Raw genomic sequence first — 18,342 nt, forward strand, 5'->3', positions numbered from 1 at the left:
GGGTTAAACTTCTTCTTGTTTTTTCCCAAAATCTTTCGGGAAAATTAAAAAACGTGATAAAATAAGACCTGGAATTGTGGCGATGAAAACCCAAATAAAGAAGTTTTGATAGCCTAAAAATTTTTGTATAAATCCACTTAACATTCCCGGAAGCATCATTCCTAACGCCATAAAACCAGTTGCAAGAGCATAATGTGCCGTTTTAGATTCTCCTTCGGCAACATGAATCAGATACATCATAAATCCTGTAAAACCGAATCCGTAACCAAATTGTTCTAAAACTACAGTTAGACAAGTGTACAAATTAAGTGGGGAATTTATTTCGAAAAAATACATATTTGCATGAAGATGAAAGAGTTCTTGCGGTTGAAAATGCGCTAAACCTATAAAACCCAAAATTGGTAAATGCATCGCCAAAAACATTGGGAGCATCCATTTGGTAAGACCGTGTTTAGAAATTGCGATTCCGCCTAAAATGCCGCCGATTGTTAAGGCTAAAATTCCTAAAGTACCATAAATAATTCCGACAGATTCGGTGTCTAACCCCATTCCTCCTAATTCTTTAGAGTCTAGTAAAAACGGACTTAACATTTTTAGTAATTGCGATTCTCCTAACCTGAAAACCAGAATAAAAGTCAGAATTAATCCGATTTGTTTTTTCTTAAAGAAACTGGCGAATATTGTTCCAAAGTTTTGATGTGGAATATCTTTACTTTCAGCTTTATTGATCTCGTTTTTAGGTGTAAATATGAAATTGTAAACGGTTATGAAAGTCATTAATAAACCAACACAAATCATTGTATATGACCACGCTTTTGTATTATCACCATATTTATGTTCTAAATAACCGGCAAAAAGTACAATTAATCCGTTTCCGGCAAGCATTGAAAGTCTGTAAAAAGTACTTCTGATTCCGAGGAAAAAAGACTGTTGTTCTTTAGGTAAAACCAATAAATAAAAACCGTCACTCGCAATATCATTTGAAGCTGAAGCAAAAGCAGCAACCCAAAAAATGGCCAAAGTCATTATGAAAAATCCATTTGCTGGAATGGCAAAACCGACTAGTAAAAAGGCAATTGAAATAAGCAATTGCATCGATAGAAACCATTTTCTTTTAGTTCCTTTTAGTTCTATAAAAGGGCTCCAAAGCGGTTTTATAACCCAAGGTAGATATAATAAACTGGTGTAAACTCCAATATCTTCATTTGTAATGCCAAGATTTTTGTACATAATTACCGAAACCGAAATAATTACGGCATAAGGTAATCCTGAAGCGAAATTAAGAAGCGGAATCCAGAACCAAGGTTTATTGTCTATTTTCATTAGGCTGATTTGGGATATAGTTTTTAACAGGTTTTTTTAAATCTATTGCGGTTGGTGAACTTTCGTTGGCGTAATAATCAATAAAAGTAACCGCGCAGGCTTTGTACAAATTTAGTTTTCCACCAGCGATTGCAAAGGTAATCTTGCCGTCTTCTTCTTTTACAGTAACTTTTTCAATGATTTTTGAAGCATCGTTAATGTCTATTTTAGAAATATGTTCACCTCCGTAAACTACCATGTAGCGAACTCTGGTATTCAGCGGACTTTTGAATGTAAAATTGTATTTAATGCTGTCTTTGTTGTATTCAAGAACTTGCGGTTTGTCGATAATAACGTGTCTTAAATTCGGAACAGCCAAAGGAAGCGCAGGATATTTATATTGATTTTCTTCTAACAAACGAACAACATCAAAATTTTTACCCATAAACCATTTAGCACTGAAATAAGCACTTCCCGATACATTTTTAAAACTTCTGGCAAAATCTACCTGCGTTGGAATTTCGGTAGCAAAATTCCAGCTTTTGTCGCCGTCGCCTCTTATTTTGTATGGAGCATGACCTATATAAATTGCAGTATTATTGGCATTTTCAGACCACCATTTTACTAATTTAGAATAAGAAGCTCTCGGATTATTCATACTCCAATACAATTGAGGCATGATATAATCGATCCATTTTTGCTCCATCCACAACATTGGATCGGCGTATAAATCGTCGTAATTGGATGTCGATTGTGTCTCTGAACCTCTCGGGTCTTGAGATTTGTTTCGCCAAACCCCGAATGGACTGATTCCGAACTGAACCCAAGGTTTACTTTCTTTGATGGTTACTGAAATAGAATGTACAAAGTTGCTCACATTTGCACGACGCCAATCGGCAAGGCTTAAACCAGATCCGTATTTTTTGTACGAAGCGGTGTCGTTAAATACTTTTCCGGGAACGGCATACGGATAAAAATAATCATCAAAATGAATGGCATCAATATCATATTTGTCAACGACTTCTTTAACTACTTTTGTTAAATGCGCTTGAACTTCTGGTAAAGCAGGATCGTAATAATATTTTCCGCCATATTCAATCATCCATTCTGGATGTTTAAATACATCATGTGCAGGATTTAAAAGATTTTTATTTAAATCGAAAGTCGCACGATACGGATTCAGCCAAGCGTGAAACTCAAAACCTCTCGCATGTGCCTGCTCGATCATCCAAGCTAAAGCATCATAATACGGATTCGGTGCTACACCTTCTTTTCCAGTTAAAAAACGAGACCAAGGCGCAAATTCAGATGGATAAAAAGCATCTCCCACACTACGTACCTGAACAATTACAGCGTTGTAATTTAATTTTTTATACGTTTCTAAAATTTCAAGATAATCAGCTCTTTCTTTCTCCACGTTATCGGAAGCGGTTTTTGGCCAGTCGATATTTACTACAGTTGCGATCCAAACACCTCTGAATTCATTTTTCGGATGCATTATTTTTTCCTGCGCAAAAGAGATCGTCGAAACGAATAATATGAATAGGGTAGAGAATATTAGATACTGATTTTTATGCATTTCAATGTTTTTAACAAAAACCAAAAATAGTTTTTTTAGATGATTAAAGGAAATTTAAATTTCGCAATAATAATACCATTATTTCTGAAACGTTAAACTTTGAATATTAGTTTCTTTTTGTATAAAATCCATAAAATAATTGACCAAAATAGGGCATAAGAAAGTGCATAGGCCAATGATGCATTTAATGGGTTTTCAAAATTCGGTAGAAGTCCGAATTTGTAAATGTAAGCTTGAAAGCCAATTTCTTCACCGCCAATTTCAGGATTTTGCATTTTTACAGAACTCATTACCCTCGGAATTATTCCAGAAAAATAAAAAACAATCATCGGATTTACACCCCAGATTAAAAATAATTTGGCCCATTTTTTATAATTCGCGACATCAATAATGTAATACAAAAACGTTAAACATAAAGTCGCAATACCGCCCGTGTACAGCACATACGAACTTGTCCAAAGTGATTTGTTGATTGGGAAAATAATATTCCAAAGTAATCCTGAAATTAGAAGAACAATTCCTGCAACTGCCAGTTTCTTTACGATTTCCATTTTGGTAATAGATAAATTTAAAATTTGTCCGATAAACATTCCTGTAATTCCTGTTGCTATCGCTGGCAGTGTACTTAAAATTCCTTCTGGATCCCAAGTTTTAGAAACGCTCCAAAGATGTCCGTTTAAAACTAAATTATCGAACCAAGCGGCCAGATTGGTTCCTTTTTCAAAATTAGCTTCTCCAATTCCAGGAACGGGAACAAAAGCCATCAACAAATAATATCCAATTAAAATTGAGACTGCGGTTATGATTTGTGCTTTTAAATTCGTTTTTAAATATAAAAGTGAAGTAAAAAAATACACAATTGCGATTCGCTGTAAAACACCTGGAATTCTCACATCTTCAAAATGTTCTAAACCGCTGTAAGCCAAAAATAATAAAACAGCTAAAATTCCAAAGACAAGATAGGTTTTAACTTTTAAACTAAAATCACCCAAAAGAGCATAAGCGATTCCGAAGAAAATAAGGAGTCTTAAAGCCAAAAGCGGCAAGCCTTCTAAACCAAACAAATGAATTCTGCCGAAGAATCCTAGAGATAATCCCAGACAGAAAATTCGAAGCGAACGAACTAAAATTTTATTAAAAACCGCACCATCAAGATGTTTAACCGGCATGGCAAAAGGTATTGCTGTTCCCATTATAAAAACGAAAAATGGAAAAACTAAATCGGTTGGCGTACAACCGTGCCATTCTGCATGTTCTAACGGCGGGTAAATAGAAGACCAGCTTCCGGGATTGTTAACTATCGTCATTAGGAAAATAGTAAATCCTCTAAATACGTCCAGTGAGGTTAAACGTTCTTTTGTCATGGTTTTTTTAGTTTGTTAGTAGTTTATTGTTTGTGGTTTGTTGTTTTTATTGTTTTGGGATTTTTAAACACATAGAAACATAGGTTTTATTTCTTTTTAAAAGAGTAGGGAAGAGAAACTCGTTTCTCCACACATAACTTAGCATTGACAGCTTTGTCAAAATATTAAACTTTGTTAAAGCTTTTCGAAAAGAATAACATAAAGTCTATGTTTGTTAAACAAGTGAAATTCCTTTTCTGCATTGCAAAATCTATGATTCTATGTATTTAAAAAAACTCACTGTTTATCTATTTAATCCGGCATCGAAATTTTTCCCATTGTTACTGATGGAATTTTATTGGTTCCGAAATTAAAATCACCACCAGAAACGGTTTCATTTGCTAAAATCGCGAACAAAATTGCTTCTTTGGCATCACTATTAATTCCTAAATCGTCGCTTTTGAAAAATGAGCATGGCAATAATTCTTTCAGCCATGCTACTAATAAAGGATTTTTCGCTCCTCCGCCAGAAATATAAATCTTGAAATCTTCTATTTTATAATTGCTGTTTTGAGCTGCAAATTGAATCGCTTCTGCAATTGTTTCAGCGCTGAAACGTGTTAAAGTTGCTAATAAATCCTGAGGCGTAATTGTTGTATTTCCACTTTTATTCAAAGCAATATTCACGTAATCAAAGCCGAAAAGTTCCTGTCCAATTGTTTTTGGAAACCCTTGTTTAAAAAACGAATTGTCTTTTAAATATTCTAAAAGCGATTGGTTTACAATTCCTTGTTTGGCAATTTCAGCATCTTTGTCATAACTTTTATCAAGGAAATAGTGTTTGACAAAAAGATCGATCAAAGTATTTCCCGGTCCTGTATCGGTTACAAAAGTGGCTTCAGCATTTATAGCACTGGGCAGATATGTAAAATTGGCAATGCCGCCGATGTTTAACATGATTCGGTTTTCGCCTTCTTTCCCGAACAAGAAATAATCGCCGTAAACAGCTAATGGCGCGCCTTCTCCTCCTGCAGCAACATGTTTTTGTCTGAAATCAGATAACGTAATAATTCCCGTTTTCACCGCAATATGATCGCCATCGCCAATTTGCAAAGTTGCATTAGGAAACTTTTCCTGCTGATGCAAAAACTTTGGCGCATGCAAAACGGTTTGTCCGTGTGAGGCAATTAAATCAACTTCTTTCGAATCAATATTCCACTTTTTCAAGCTCTCGTTAATCATTTCGGCGTGCAGTAAACCAATCCATTCATTGAGCAAAACCAAATGCTGAAAATCGATTGTTTTTTTTGCAAAGACTTTACGAATTTCTGTTTTAATTTCTTCGGAATAATCAATAGTTTCAAATTGAAGTAATTTCACTTCTGTATTGACGCCAGATCCTGAAATTTCGCAAAGCGCAATATCCAATCCGTCAAGTGAAGTTCCCGACATCAAGCCAATAATTTTTCGACTTTGTTTTTGAGCAATTTGATAAAGCGCGTTTATATTTTTGTTCATGAAAATTCGTTTAAAATGCTGCTAAAGTTATAGCTATTATATTCTGGACAAAAGAATTTTGATATAATTCCTATGGCATAAAGATACTGCTCTGAAATATTGGGTAGTCTCTTTGGTTTTTAACAATATTTATTTTAGTCGGCTCCAGCGGAGCAAAAAATTTATAGAAATTCAATTCAATGAATCTAAAGAGCTCCATCGGAGCGATACATTTTCTACTATATTTCGCTCCACTGGAGCTCTTTAAAATCGACAATAAATACAATTTCTATAAATATTTTGCTTCTCCGAAGCTGCTTTTTCTTTGTTTAATACTTTTTGTATAGTTTCATTAAATGAGTAACTGGTTTTATTTCGTTATAGATTCATAAATTATTTTCTGAATGTCCTCGCGAATTTTTTCCTTCGCAAGTTTATTTCCTTCATCACCTACTTCTGGATATGTTCTGTTAGATAAAAAGACATAAACCGTCTCATTTGCAGGATCAACCCAGGCCATATTTCCGGTAAATCCGGTATGTCCAAAACTTGATGCCGAAGCACATTGACAAGTCGGACCGTCCTTTCCTAATCTTTTATCAAAACCTAAACCTCTTTCGACGCCTTGAGTGCAATAAAAGCAAGTATTGAAAGTATCGAATGTTGCCGAAGAAAAATATTGCTTCCCGCCGTAATTTCCTTTTTGAAGGAAGAGCTGCATCATTTTAGCAACGTCCATGGCATTAGAGAATACTCCAGCGTGACCTGCAACACCGCCTTCCATTGCAACTGCCATATCGTGTACGTAACCTTGAATTAATTGATGTCTGAAATAATTATCAATTTCAGTTGGAGCGATTGTATTTTTGTCAAATTTCAATAACGGATTGTACGTTGTGTAATTCATTCCCAAAGAATTAAAGAAATTTTCCTGACTTAAATCTTCCAGTTTTTTATGTGTAATTTTTTCTAAATATTCTTTTAAAATAATGAATGTAAAATCACTGTATTTGTATTCTTTTTTAAGTGAAACAGGAGAATCAGCAATAAATTTCATGATCGTGTCGTGATAATCATTGCTGATGAAAAGACTGTCGGCGACTTTTGTAGTGAAGTTTTTCTCTGGAATTTTTCGGTAATATTTATCAGACGGAAAACCTTTTGCATCTAAAGTCGATTTGTAAAATGGACTCCAAGCAATCAAACCAGCATAATGATTTAATAAATCTTTGAAAGAAATGTCTTTTTTGTTGGATCTAGCAAACAACGGAATCATTGTTCCCAATTTGGTGTCTAAAGTCACTTTTTCTTTATCATATAACTGCATCACATTTGGCAGTGTAGAAATCATTTTTGAGATCGAAGCTACGTCGTACAAATCGGTATTTGAGACTTTTACATCCTTATTATAAGTATGATAACCGTATGATTTCTGGAAAACTACATTTCCTTTTCTGGCAACCAAAACCTGCATTCCCGGTGCCATTTTTCCGTCGATTGCTTTTTGGGCGATCGCATCAATTTTAGAAAGAACAGCTGAACTCATTCCGACGTTTTCCGGCATTTGGAAGGCTAAACGGTCTATTTTTTCAGTCGTTAATCCATCGTTTATTTTAAAATTATCATTTATAGATACGGGTAATTTTCCTTTTGCGCCTTTGGCTCCAAATAAAATTTCAGCAGAAACGATTTGCGAAATAGTCGAATTTTGATACGAAACTACTAATCCTTCAAATTCATCAAAATTCTTTATTGGGAGAAGTGAATAAGGTTTTGCAAAAATGTCTAAAATCACTTTATTATTCTCGGCAATTTTATTCAGAAAAAATAATTCATTCGATTTAAAATCATGTTTTTCCCAAGCTTTATTCACTTTGTGATAACTTACAATTACCAAATCGAATTTCTTTAAAGCAGTATTTAAAGAATCTACATTGGTATTTGAAACTTCTGTAATCTCAGTGTATTTTTTTAAAGTAGTAACAAAATCGCTGTTTACGTCTTCGCCCAGTTTTACATAAGCGATTTTTTGAGTCAGATCTTTTATCGGAAGAATTTCTTTTTCATTTTTTAAGACCGTAACAGCATTTTCATATAATGTATAATGAAGAGCATCTTTGTCTGGACTGTTTAAATCTTCTCTTAAATTTTTTAAATCGACCGCTTTGTATTTGTTTAAACCCGCTTTGAATTTATAATGCAAAATCTTTTTAACTGAATGTGCCAGACGCTCTTCTGTGATTTGTCCGTTTGAATAGAAAATTTTTAGTTTTTCTAAAGCTTTCGGAACGTCATCTGGACATAAGAAAATATCATTTCCTGCTAATAAAACAGCCAGTTCTAAGTCGCCGACAGGTTTAAAATCGCTTGCGCCTTTCATGCCTAGACCGTCGGTAAAAATCAAGCCTTCAAAGCCCATTTGTTTTTGAAGAAGTTCTGTTACAATGCTGTAAGAAGCAGAAGATGGAATGTTCTGTGTCGGTTCTAAACTCGGAATATTAAGATGTGCCACCATTACAGAAGCCAAACCTTCGTCAAAAAGCTGTTTATACGGATATAAATCTACCTGATCAATTTGTTCTTTTGAAAGTAAAACTGTCGGAAGTGTTTTATGAGAATCTGAAGCTGTGTCTCCATGCCCCGGAAAATGTTTTCCGGTACACAAAACGCCTTGACTTTGAATGCCTTTCATTAATGCAGTGGCTTTATCAGCAACGTTTGTTTTGCTTTCGCCAAAAGAACGATTCCCGATAATTGGATTCAGCGGATTGGTATTGATGTCTAAAACGGGAGCAAAATTAAAATGGATTCCCATTCTCTTGCATTCAACGCCCATATTTCGTCCGACTTTTTCAAGTAAAGATAAATCTTCGATCGCGCCCAAAGTCATGTTCCAAGGATAACGGTACGTTGAGTCTAAACGCATCGCCAAACCCCATTCGGCATCAAGACCAATAAATAAAGGCACTTTGGCTTTTGATTGATAAATATTCGTCAATTTCGCCTGACGCATTGGTCCGCCTTGAAAGAAAATGACACCGCCCACTTTGTATTTTGAAACTAATTCTTTGACTTTATTTTCATGAACAGAATCTTTGTTAGAATACGCATTCACAAAAAATAATTGCCCAAGTTTTTCATCCAAAGTCATTTGCGAATAAATACTGTCTGCCCAGCGATTTTCGGCATCAGAATCTTTAAAAAAAGGTTTTCTTTCCGATTTTGTTTTGGCAGTATAAACTTCGTCGTTTTCTGTAGCAATGGGTTTGGTCGTTTCTACCGTGGTTGTACTTTTTTTAGAAACACCGCAGTTGACGATTAAAAAAAGAACCAAAGTCAAAAGACCTATTTTGATAATAGTATTTTTCATGAAATAATATGTTGGCAATACTTAATTATCTGTATTGCTGTTTTTTTGCTTTTAGAAAGAGATTCTTTCGCTGGATTTTTTACTTGTTAAATAAATTCCGATGTAAGTGAATAATCCGTTTACGATAATTAATTCGTTATCAAAAGTATATCCGAATAATTGTGCTGAATGTTCGCTTAAGAAATAAGTGAAAATCGGTGAAATAATACAGATTATCGGAATCAGTTTGTCGTTTACTAATCTCGATTTTTGCAACAATCCGAAAGCGTATAAACCTAATAATGGTCCGTATGTATAAGATGCAGCTCTAAAAATTAGGGCGACAACCGAAGCGTCATTAAACGAATTCAAAACAATAATAACCAGAAAAAGTAAGATTGAAAATGCAAAATGCACCCAATGCCTAATTTTGACGTTTTTGTTATTATCCAGATTTTCAGATTTATCCATTCCGAGGAAATCAACACAGAAAGAGGTGGTTAAGGCGGTCAAAGCCGAATCTGTTGTTGCAAAAGTAGCAGCGATAATTCCTAAAAGGAAAATAAAAGCCGGTACAATCGAAAGATGATTTAAAGCAATTTCTGGAAAAAGTAAATCGGTTCGCGGTTTTCCTGTAACTAAATCTAACGGAACTTGAACATTGTTTTTGGAAGCGTAAATATATAATAATGCTCCTAAACTTAAAAAGATAATATTGATTACAACGAAGATTCCCGTAAAGGTAAACATGTTTTTTTGTGCCTCGCCAATGTTTTTACAGCTTAGGTTTTTCTGCATTAAATCCTGATCAAGCCCTGTCATTGCAATGGTTACAAACATTCCCCCTAAAATTTGTTTTACAAAATGATATTTACTTGTAAAAAAATCATCGAAGAAAAATACTTTAGAATAATTGCTGTTTTTAATGGTTGAAACAGACTCAATTACAGTTAAATCTAAACTGTCGCAAACAAAATAAATCGTGATAAAAACAGAACTTACTAAGAAAAATGTCTGTAAAGTATCGGTAATAATAATCGTTTTTAAACCGCTTCTAAAAGTATATAAAAAGATTAATGCTAACGCCAAAAGTACGGTTACAGGAAACGGAATATGAAAATCGTTGAATACATATCGCTGTAAAACGATGACAACCAAATACAATCTGAAAGCTGAACTTATGGTTCTGCTGACTAAGAAAATCGAAGCAGCGGTTTTGTAACTTCTAACTCCCATTCGGTGCTCAATATAACTGTAAATCGAAGTCAGATTCATTCTGTAATAGAGTGGAAGCAGGACTTTGGCAATAATGATAAATCCGATGGCATTTCCTAAAACAAACTGAAAATATTTAAACTGTTCTCCATTTGGCGAACCAACTTCGCCAGGAACCGAAATGAAAGTTACGCCCGAAAGTGCGGTTCCAATCATACCAAAAGCAACCAAATACCATTTAGAATTTTTATTTGCTTTGAAAAAAGAATCGTTGTCTTGTCCTTTTTTACTAATGACGTTCGAAATGAACAATAAAAGTCCAAAATAAACAAAGATGAAAATGAGAATGGTTGTAGAAGACATTTTGGTTATGGTTTAGTTTTTAGATTATTTTTTGGCGCTGTTTTCCATTAAAACAGCTCTTACGCTTTTATGTTTATGCAATAATTCTTCGGCAAGCTCATATTCAATTCCTAATTCTTCCATAATCATTTTGATGCCTCGTTTTACCAGTTTTTCGTTTGACAGCTGCATGTCAACCATTTTGTTGCCTTTTACTTTTCCGAGTTTGATCATAACCGAAGTCGAAATCATGTTCAAAGTCAGTTTTTGAGCTGTTCCGGCTTTCATTCTTGTACTTCCGGTTAAGAATTCTGGTCCAACAATTAATTCAATTGGAAAATCGGCTTCCTGCGCTATTAATCCGTTGCTGATACACGAAATACTTCCGGTTTTGATATTGTGTTCTTTTGCTTTTTTCAATGCGCCCAAAACATACGGCGTATTTCCAGAAGCAGCAATTCCGATAATGAAATCTAAACTCGAAATTTCAAATTTAGCTAAATCTTTCCACGCTTGTTCCGTATCGTCTTCGGCATTTTCAACCGCTTTTCTAATGGCTGTATCACCGCCGGCAATAATTCCGATAATCATATCATGCGGCACGCCAAAAGTAGGCGGACATTCAGAAGCATCCAAAATTCCGATACGACCAGAAGTTCCAGCACCGATATAGAATAAACGGCCTCCCAATTGCATTTTCTTTACAATCGCTTTTACGAGTTTTTCGATTTTCGGAATCTGTTCTTCAATTATATGTGGTACTTTTTTGTCTTCTGTATTAATGCTGGTCAACAGCTCTTTCACGCTCATTTGGTCCAAGTCTTTGTACAAAGATTCTTGTTCTGTTTCTGGATTTTTATTTTTCATTTTTTCTTTTTTTTGATTTTTGAAATGGTAGATTTTGGGAATTTACAACTTCGATATTTTTTTTGGCTTTGATTTTTAAACACATAGAGATATAGTTTTTTGGACCGTCTAAAAGGCGTTTCACTTAGGATTAATGCACATAGCTTTGTGTAATTTTCTTTGTGAGTAACTTTGTCAAAGTTTAAAACTTTGACAAAGTTGTCAGCGTATAGCTATGTGTGGAGAAACGAGTTTTTCTTCCATACGACTTTTCACAGAAAATAAAAATCTATGTCTCTATGTGTTTAAAAAAGTCTTTTTGAGGCAAAACTTCCTCTGTATAAAATCTGATTAATAAATCAAATACTGTTTTCGCATTGTTTTGAAGGCTTCTAAATCTTTTTTCCAGCTTTCGCGGATGTCTTTTTCTGAAACTCCAGATTCTATTTGCTGTTGTAATTTTTTAGTTCCGGCAAGTTTGGTGAAAAAGGCATTAAAGAATTTCGTTTTGTCGCTGGTATTTTGATAAGCTTTAATGAGCCATTTTAATTCTAATTGGTTGAGTTTTGGGTATGAAGTTAGATCTTCTCCAAAACACTCTTTTCCATTATAAACCGGATCTTTTGCACCAAAATTTGGCTTTGGCGTAAAGCTGAATCCTGTTTTTTTCAGGAAAGGGGATCCGTAAATTTGAAATTGTTTTTCAGTGCCGCGTCCCATGCTTACGTTGGTTCCTTCAAAAAGACACAAACTCGCATATAAATTTATTGATTGGTCATTAGGCAGGTTTGGAGAAGGTTTTACCAATAAACTGTAAGGCATTGTTCTTTTGTAATCAATACAAGGAATGATTGTTAGTTTACATTGAACACCATCTTTCAGCCATTTTTGTCCATTTACCATTTGTGAATATTCACCAATCGTCATTCCGTGTAATAATGGAATTGGGTGCATACCAACAAAACTGGTAAATTCTTTTTCTAATAGAGGTCCGTCTACAATACTTCCGTTCGGATTTGGTCTGTCAAAAACGATCAGCGGAATGTTGTTTTCTGCACAGGCTTCCATTACATAATGCAAAGAAGAAATGTACGTATAAAAACGAGCACCAACATCCTGAAGATCAAAAATCATAATGTCAATATTGGCTAACTGCGCTGGTTTTGGTTTTTTATTATCTCCGTAAAGCGAAATAATTGGCAGTCCGGTTTTTTGGTCTTTTCCATCGACAATATGTTCACCTGCATCGGCTGTTCCTCTAAAGCCGTGTTCTGGTGCAAAAATGGTTTGTAAAGCCACTTTTTTTTCCAATAAAAAATCTACAACATGTGTTTTATCAGATAAAATTCCGGTTTGATTGGTTACGATTCCGACTTTTTTATCCTTTAATAACGGCAGGTATTTTTCGTAATTATCTGCTCCTGTTTTGATAGTTGAAAATGATACTGTTTCATTTTGTGTGCTTACTTTATCCTTATTAGAATACATTGCCGTATTGAGAAGAGTGGCAGCAATAAGCATACTTTTGGTTATAAATTTTATCATTTGAAATTACTTTTAATAGTTAGAAAACAAATAAAGACTTTATAAAATTAGATTATTATTTGATTACTATTTAGCGTTTTTTTGATTGTGATGAAGTAGAGTAGTAGTTATAGAAAATTTTATCAGATTGATTTCTTTTCTATTTATAGTAAGTAAAAATGAGATTTTAAAAACTACCTCTGAAAATTAGTTCTCAGAGGCAGTTTAAAATTTGGGTAGTAATCTGTTATTAGGATTACCAGCCTGGGTTTTGTTTTAACTCTACACCTTGAGCTTTGTACAAATCAATATCGTTTGTTGGGATATTCATTAAGTAATGTTTTGGCTCAAAATTTCTTGCACTTGCAGGATAAATTTTCACATATCCGTTGCCGTCTACCACAGTTTGTGAGCCAACCGGAGTTCCAATTCTCGCTCCAAGATTCACATCTAGGTTTTTATTTGTATCTAGATAATCACCTTTTTTCCAACGGTAAATATCTGCTTGTCTTAAAGTTGTCCAGCTCATAAACTCGATTTGACGCTCACGACGAATTTCCCAAATCAACGGATTTACAACTCCAGAAAGTGATTCTAAAGCAGAAGTTCTTCTAGGATCGTTAATTTGAATACCACCAGCAGAAGCATTGATTCCGTCAGTTGTCAAAGGTGCAATTCCAGCACGTGCACGAACTTTGTTAATCGATAAATCAAGATCAATGTTTGTTGCAGTACCTAATTCAGCACAAGCTTCAGCGTAGTTTAAATAGACTTCGCTCAATGTAAATAATGGGGCATCTGTATAGTTACGTCCGCCAGTTGTTACGTCAGGACCTGTTGTTGCAGGATTGTTGTACAATTCAAAAACATATCCAGACATTGATACTAATGCGGCCGTTCCGTATGGTTTTCCTTTGTAACCATAGTTGGCAGGATTTACTGTTTTTGCAAAACGAGGATCTCTGTTAGTGAAAGTTTTAGTAACGTTATCGTCACCCGCAAATTGTGTATTTCCAGCTTGTTGAATTGGTAATCCGTTTGTTGTTACGTAACTGTCAGCAGCCCATTTCGTTAAGCCATATTGAATAGTTGAAGTATTTGTATAGTTTTGAAGTGAATGCATCAATACGTTTGTCAAATAACGTTTTGCCAATATCACTTCAGTATTTCCTAATAATTCAACTGAATTGTAAAGTGATTTCCAATCAGCATTTAATTTATACGCAGGATTATTCATAACGGCCAAAGAAGCTGTTTTTGCTTTGTTTAAGTAAGCACTTCCGTCTTGTCCTAAATGGTATTTTCTATAAGTTCCTTCATAAGTACAAACATTACTCAATGCAGCATAAGCAGTATATTTGTTAACTGTAACGTTTTTATCATCGGTTACAAGCATTAAGTTTGCCGCTTCTTCTAAATCTGCAATTACATTATCAATTACTTTTGCTCTTGGCATTGCTGGAGCATAAACCGCTGGGTCACTTTGCGCTAAATATCTGTCAGTATAAGGAACGTCTCCCATTTTTTGAACTAAACGGAAATACGTATAGGCTCTAAAAAATTTAGCAACTCCAATGTAATGGTTCTTTTTATCTGGCGACATACTTACTGTTGGAATCTTTTCAAGCATCAAATTACAACGACGTATCAACGTATAGTATTCGTTCCATGAATATTGGTTTGTAGTTGAAGCAGTGATTGGCATTTGATAAAAAGTAAACGCGGCCAAGTTATCATCTACTCTATAATCACTTCCATGATAGTAGAAAAAGGAAAGTCCGATTGTTGTACCGTTTCCGTATCCATAAAAAGTATCATAATTAACCCATGAAAACGTTTTTACGTTGTCTTCTGACTGCCAAAAGTTATCATTTGTAAATTTATCTGCAGGATCATCACTTAGGTAATCCGAACAGCTTACTGTAGTCAGTGCTGTTAGAGATGCAGCGAAAAACAGCAGAAATCTCGATTTTATATTTGATTTTTTCATTTTTAAAATTTTGAATATTAGTATTAGAACGATAACTCAACCCCAACTGACCAAGTTTTGGTGTAAGGATAAGCTCTTCCCCAGAAAACTTCTGTTTCGTCAATTTCAGGGTCAACAGGAAGACGTTTATCTTTCCATGTTAATAAGTTTTCACCCGAAGTATAAATTCTTACTTTTTCTAATCTAGCTTTTTTTACAAGTTCTTTTGGTAAAGAATATCCAAGACTGAAGTTTTTTAAACGGAAGTAAGACATATCTAATAAATATCTTGTAGAAGTAACAAAGTTGTTTTGACCTGTAGTACCAGAACCAAGAGTGTTAGCTTCGTTTCCATAATATGGATTTGGCCAATAAGCATCTGTGTTTTCTGGAGTCCAGTAATCTGCTTGGTTCTCATACATTTGCTGAGGAGCACGATAGAATGGTAAAACAGCATCAGACGAAGCCCAATAATCACGTTTTCCAACTCCTTGGAAGAAAGCCGAAACATCAAATCCGCGATATTTACCGCCTAATGTGATACCATATTTATAACGAGGAGTTGAATTTCCGATTTTTTTCAAATCTCCATGATCGTCAGCCGTTCCAGCACCGCGGGTTATAGCACCATCACCGTCAACATCCACATAATGAACATCTCCTGCTCCGTATTTAAAATTACCACCCATTGTTTTAGAATAATCAACGCCGTTTACCGTTTTACCGTTGTTTGTAATAACATCGTCAGCTTGTAATAATCGATCGCTGGTTAATCCCCAGATTTGCCCGATTTCAAAACCATCATAATACGGATAAGTAGTCGGTGTAACAACAGCTAGTAATTTTGAACTATTATTCCATTTTGTAATTACCGATTTTGAATCTGATAAAGCAAGATCAACAAATACAGAAGCATTTTCGCTTAATTGTTTGTTGAAGTTCAAAGCCAATTCCCATCCTTTTGTTCTCATGTTTCCAGAATTGGTTTGCGCCGCATTTTGACCAAATGAACCCGGAAGTGTAATTCCTGGAGCCAGCATTCCTTTTGTATCACGCTGGTACCAGTCGAATGAAGCGCCAAGCATGTTGAATATTTTAATATCAATACCTACGTCTTTTGTATATACTTTTTCCCATGTTAATGCAGGGTCAACGTTTGTAGGCAATCCTGTAGAAGGCGGAATTGTAGTACCGCTGTTTACCCATGAAGGGTTAGTTGAATTCAATAAAGATAAGAAAGCATTGTTTCCAACGTTTTGATTTCCAATTGATCCAATAGAAGCACGTAATTTAAGGTCAGTTAACCAGTCGCGCGTTCCTTCCATGAATTTTTCGTTAACAATTTTATATCCTACAGAAGCAGACGGGAAGAAGCCCCATTGTTCGCTTGTTGGGAATTTTGAAGAACCATCATAACGAGCATTCAATTCTACAAGATAAATTCCATTATAATCATAATTTACACGAGCAAAGAATCCAGCAATAGAATAAGTAGTTTCTGTTGGATTCAAATCTTTATTCGCTGATCCAGAAACAAATTGTTCTCCAACCGCAAGGTTAAATTCTGGTTTTGATTTATCTAATAAAGTATTTCTTCTTGCATAATTACGAGAGAAATCCTGCCACTCAGAGTTAAAACCGCCTAAGAATTTAAAGTTATGATTTCCTAATTGTTTTTTATAATTACCATAAATATTCACAACATTGGTAGTTGACTCTGCTTTAGATTGTGCGACATAATCGTTTCCAGCTTCAAGAGTTGCCGGAGTAGCGGTTTGAATAGTTGTAGCATCATAAGGCATGGCAGACCAGCTGTCCCAAGCTAAGAATTTACCACCGTTTTGTTTTCTGTTGTAAAAATCATTAACACTGCTTACTTCGGCAATTAAATTAAGATCTTTGGTAATATCAGCCGTAAATTTGGCACTTAATCTGGTGTTGCGTCTGTTGTTTTCGTTACGAGAAGCATTTGACAAATAACCTCCGGCAGTACGGAAATTATAACCTCTATACGTTCCGAAATTCGGGAAATACTGACCCCATCGAAGTGCATATCCAAAATAACCGCCATAACTAGTATCGTCAGTACCAGAACCGCCATAATAGTTAAATGGCTGATCATAAGAACTGTTTATGGTCATTACTTTAAAATCTCCAGTAAGCCACTCCGCTAATTTTGTTGTAAATCCTAAATTAATGTTTATTCTTCTTCTTTCTTCCTGATTTACACGTAACATACCTTCTTGATTGGTAAGTCCAAAAGAAGCAAAGAATGAACTTTTATCTCCAAGATTACCTTGTGCAGAAAGATTGTGAGTAGTTTGTAATGCATTTTGTGCATACAATTCTTTATTAGCGTCCCAAACTCTGTAGAAGTATGGTGTGCCATTTTTAATTTCCCAGTCTTCACCATAAACCATTTCATTGCTGGTGCGATTGTTAGCGTATTTTTCTTTCCAGTTTTTAATTCCGGCAAGCAGGGTATTATAGTTTTGACCAAAGATCTCTGGTACAGCACCGTCAGTTCTTGTTCCTGCTGCGATAAGTCCAGGAATTTCTTCTGTCGGATCTAAAAATTTCAGAGTAGAAATTGCATTTGTAAAAGCGGTGTTTGCACTATAAGAGAATCTTACTTTACCTTCACCAGTTTTTCCTCCTTTAGTCGTAATCAATACCACACCAAAAGCGGCACGAGCACCATAGATAGAAGCAGAAGCTGCATCTTTAAGCACCGACATGGTAGCAACATCGTTCGGGTTAATAAGTGATAAATCAGTCGGAACACCATCAACTAATATTAAAGGAGCATCAGAACCATTGATAGTTCCTGCACCACGTATATTAATAGTAGCCGCACGATTGATATTTCCAGAGTTAAAAGAAATATTTACCCCAGGAGTAGTTCCTTGAAGTGCCTTGCTCACGTCTGTCAAAGGTCTGCTGCCTATCGTTTTAGCAACGTCAATATTGGCTACCGCTCCAGTTAAATTAGTTTTCTTCTGAGAAGCAAATCCTACTACAACAACTTCATCAAGTTTTGAGGTGCTTTCTGAAAGTGAAATGTCGACTTTTTGCTGTCCTTCAACTTTTACAATAGTGGTTTCAAAACCCATATAGCTAAATACAAGGCTGCGTCCAGGTGCGATACTGATACTGTAGTTTCCATCAAAATCGGTGGTTGTACCATTTGATGTTCCTTGAATAAGGACACTAACTCCCGGAAGCGGAAATCCGTCCGTTTTGTTTTTTACAGTTCCAGTAATTGTTTTTGTTTGTCCAAAGGTTGATTGAATGAACAAAACCAACAATGAAATAAGGAGTAATTTTTTCATGATTATTCGGTTTTTTTATGGTTGTCAAGCAAATATATCTAATT

Annotated in this window: 10 protein-coding genes; all 10 read right to left on the reverse strand. The window is 35.0% G+C overall.

What is annotated here, in order from left to right:
- Positions 1-3: 3 nt before the first annotated feature.
- Positions 4-1,323 carry an MFS transporter gene (locus ACFSC2_RS09420; protein ID WP_379814242.1) on the reverse strand — a complete coding sequence of 440 codons (1,320 nt, stop codon included), beginning with the start codon at positions 1,321-1,323 and terminating at the stop codon, positions 4-6.
- Positions 1,307-2,881, reverse strand: coding sequence for a family 10 glycosylhydrolase (locus ACFSC2_RS09425; RefSeq protein WP_379814241.1), 1,575 nt, complete (start codon positions 2,879-2,881; stop codon positions 1,307-1,309). The genes ACFSC2_RS09420 and ACFSC2_RS09425 overlap by 17 nt, the downstream gene beginning before the upstream one ends.
- Before the next feature lie 92 nt (positions 2,882-2,973).
- Positions 2,974-4,245, reverse strand: a complete 1,272-nt coding sequence (locus ACFSC2_RS09430) for an acyltransferase family protein (RefSeq protein ID WP_379814240.1) — start codon at positions 4,243-4,245, stop codon at positions 2,974-2,976.
- Between the two features lie 291 nt (positions 4,246-4,536).
- Positions 4,537-5,742 carry an anhydro-N-acetylmuramic acid kinase gene (locus tag ACFSC2_RS09435; protein WP_379814239.1) on the reverse strand — a complete coding sequence of 402 codons (1,206 nt, stop codon included), beginning with the start codon at positions 5,740-5,742 and terminating at the stop codon, positions 4,537-4,539.
- Between the two features lie 349 nt (positions 5,743-6,091).
- Complete coding sequence (locus ACFSC2_RS09440; protein WP_379814238.1) at positions 6,092-9,091, reverse strand: glycoside hydrolase family 3 N-terminal domain-containing protein; 3,000 nt, start codon at positions 9,089-9,091, stop codon at positions 6,092-6,094.
- 51 nt (positions 9,092-9,142) lie between these two features.
- Positions 9,143-10,648 (reverse strand): sodium:solute symporter, encoded by a 1,506-nt coding sequence (locus tag ACFSC2_RS09445; protein WP_379814237.1) that lies wholly within the window; start codon positions 10,646-10,648, stop codon positions 9,143-9,145.
- A gap of 24 nt (positions 10,649-10,672) precedes the next feature.
- Complete coding sequence (murQ, locus tag ACFSC2_RS09450) at positions 10,673-11,494, reverse strand: N-acetylmuramic acid 6-phosphate etherase (RefSeq protein WP_379814236.1); 822 nt, start codon at positions 11,492-11,494, stop codon at positions 10,673-10,675.
- Positions 11,495-11,824: 330 nt separating this feature from the next.
- On the reverse strand, positions 11,825-12,961 hold the full coding sequence (locus ACFSC2_RS09455; RefSeq protein ID WP_379814309.1) for an exo-beta-N-acetylmuramidase NamZ family protein: 1,137 nt from the start codon (positions 12,959-12,961) through the stop codon (positions 11,825-11,827).
- A 292-nt stretch (positions 12,962-13,253) separates the two neighbouring features.
- Complete coding sequence (locus ACFSC2_RS09460) at positions 13,254-14,987, reverse strand: RagB/SusD family nutrient uptake outer membrane protein (protein WP_379814235.1); 1,734 nt, start codon at positions 14,985-14,987, stop codon at positions 13,254-13,256.
- 23 nt (positions 14,988-15,010) lie between these two features.
- On the reverse strand, positions 15,011-18,298 hold the full coding sequence (locus ACFSC2_RS09465) for a SusC/RagA family TonB-linked outer membrane protein (protein ID WP_379814234.1): 3,288 nt from the start codon (positions 18,296-18,298) through the stop codon (positions 15,011-15,013).
- Positions 18,299-18,342: the final 44 nt, after the last annotated feature.

Origin of the sequence: Flavobacterium artemisiae (assembly GCF_042678225.1) — a bacterium.
In the GTDB taxonomy this organism is placed as follows: Bacteria; Bacteroidota; Bacteroidia; order Flavobacteriales; family Flavobacteriaceae; genus Flavobacterium; species Flavobacterium artemisiae.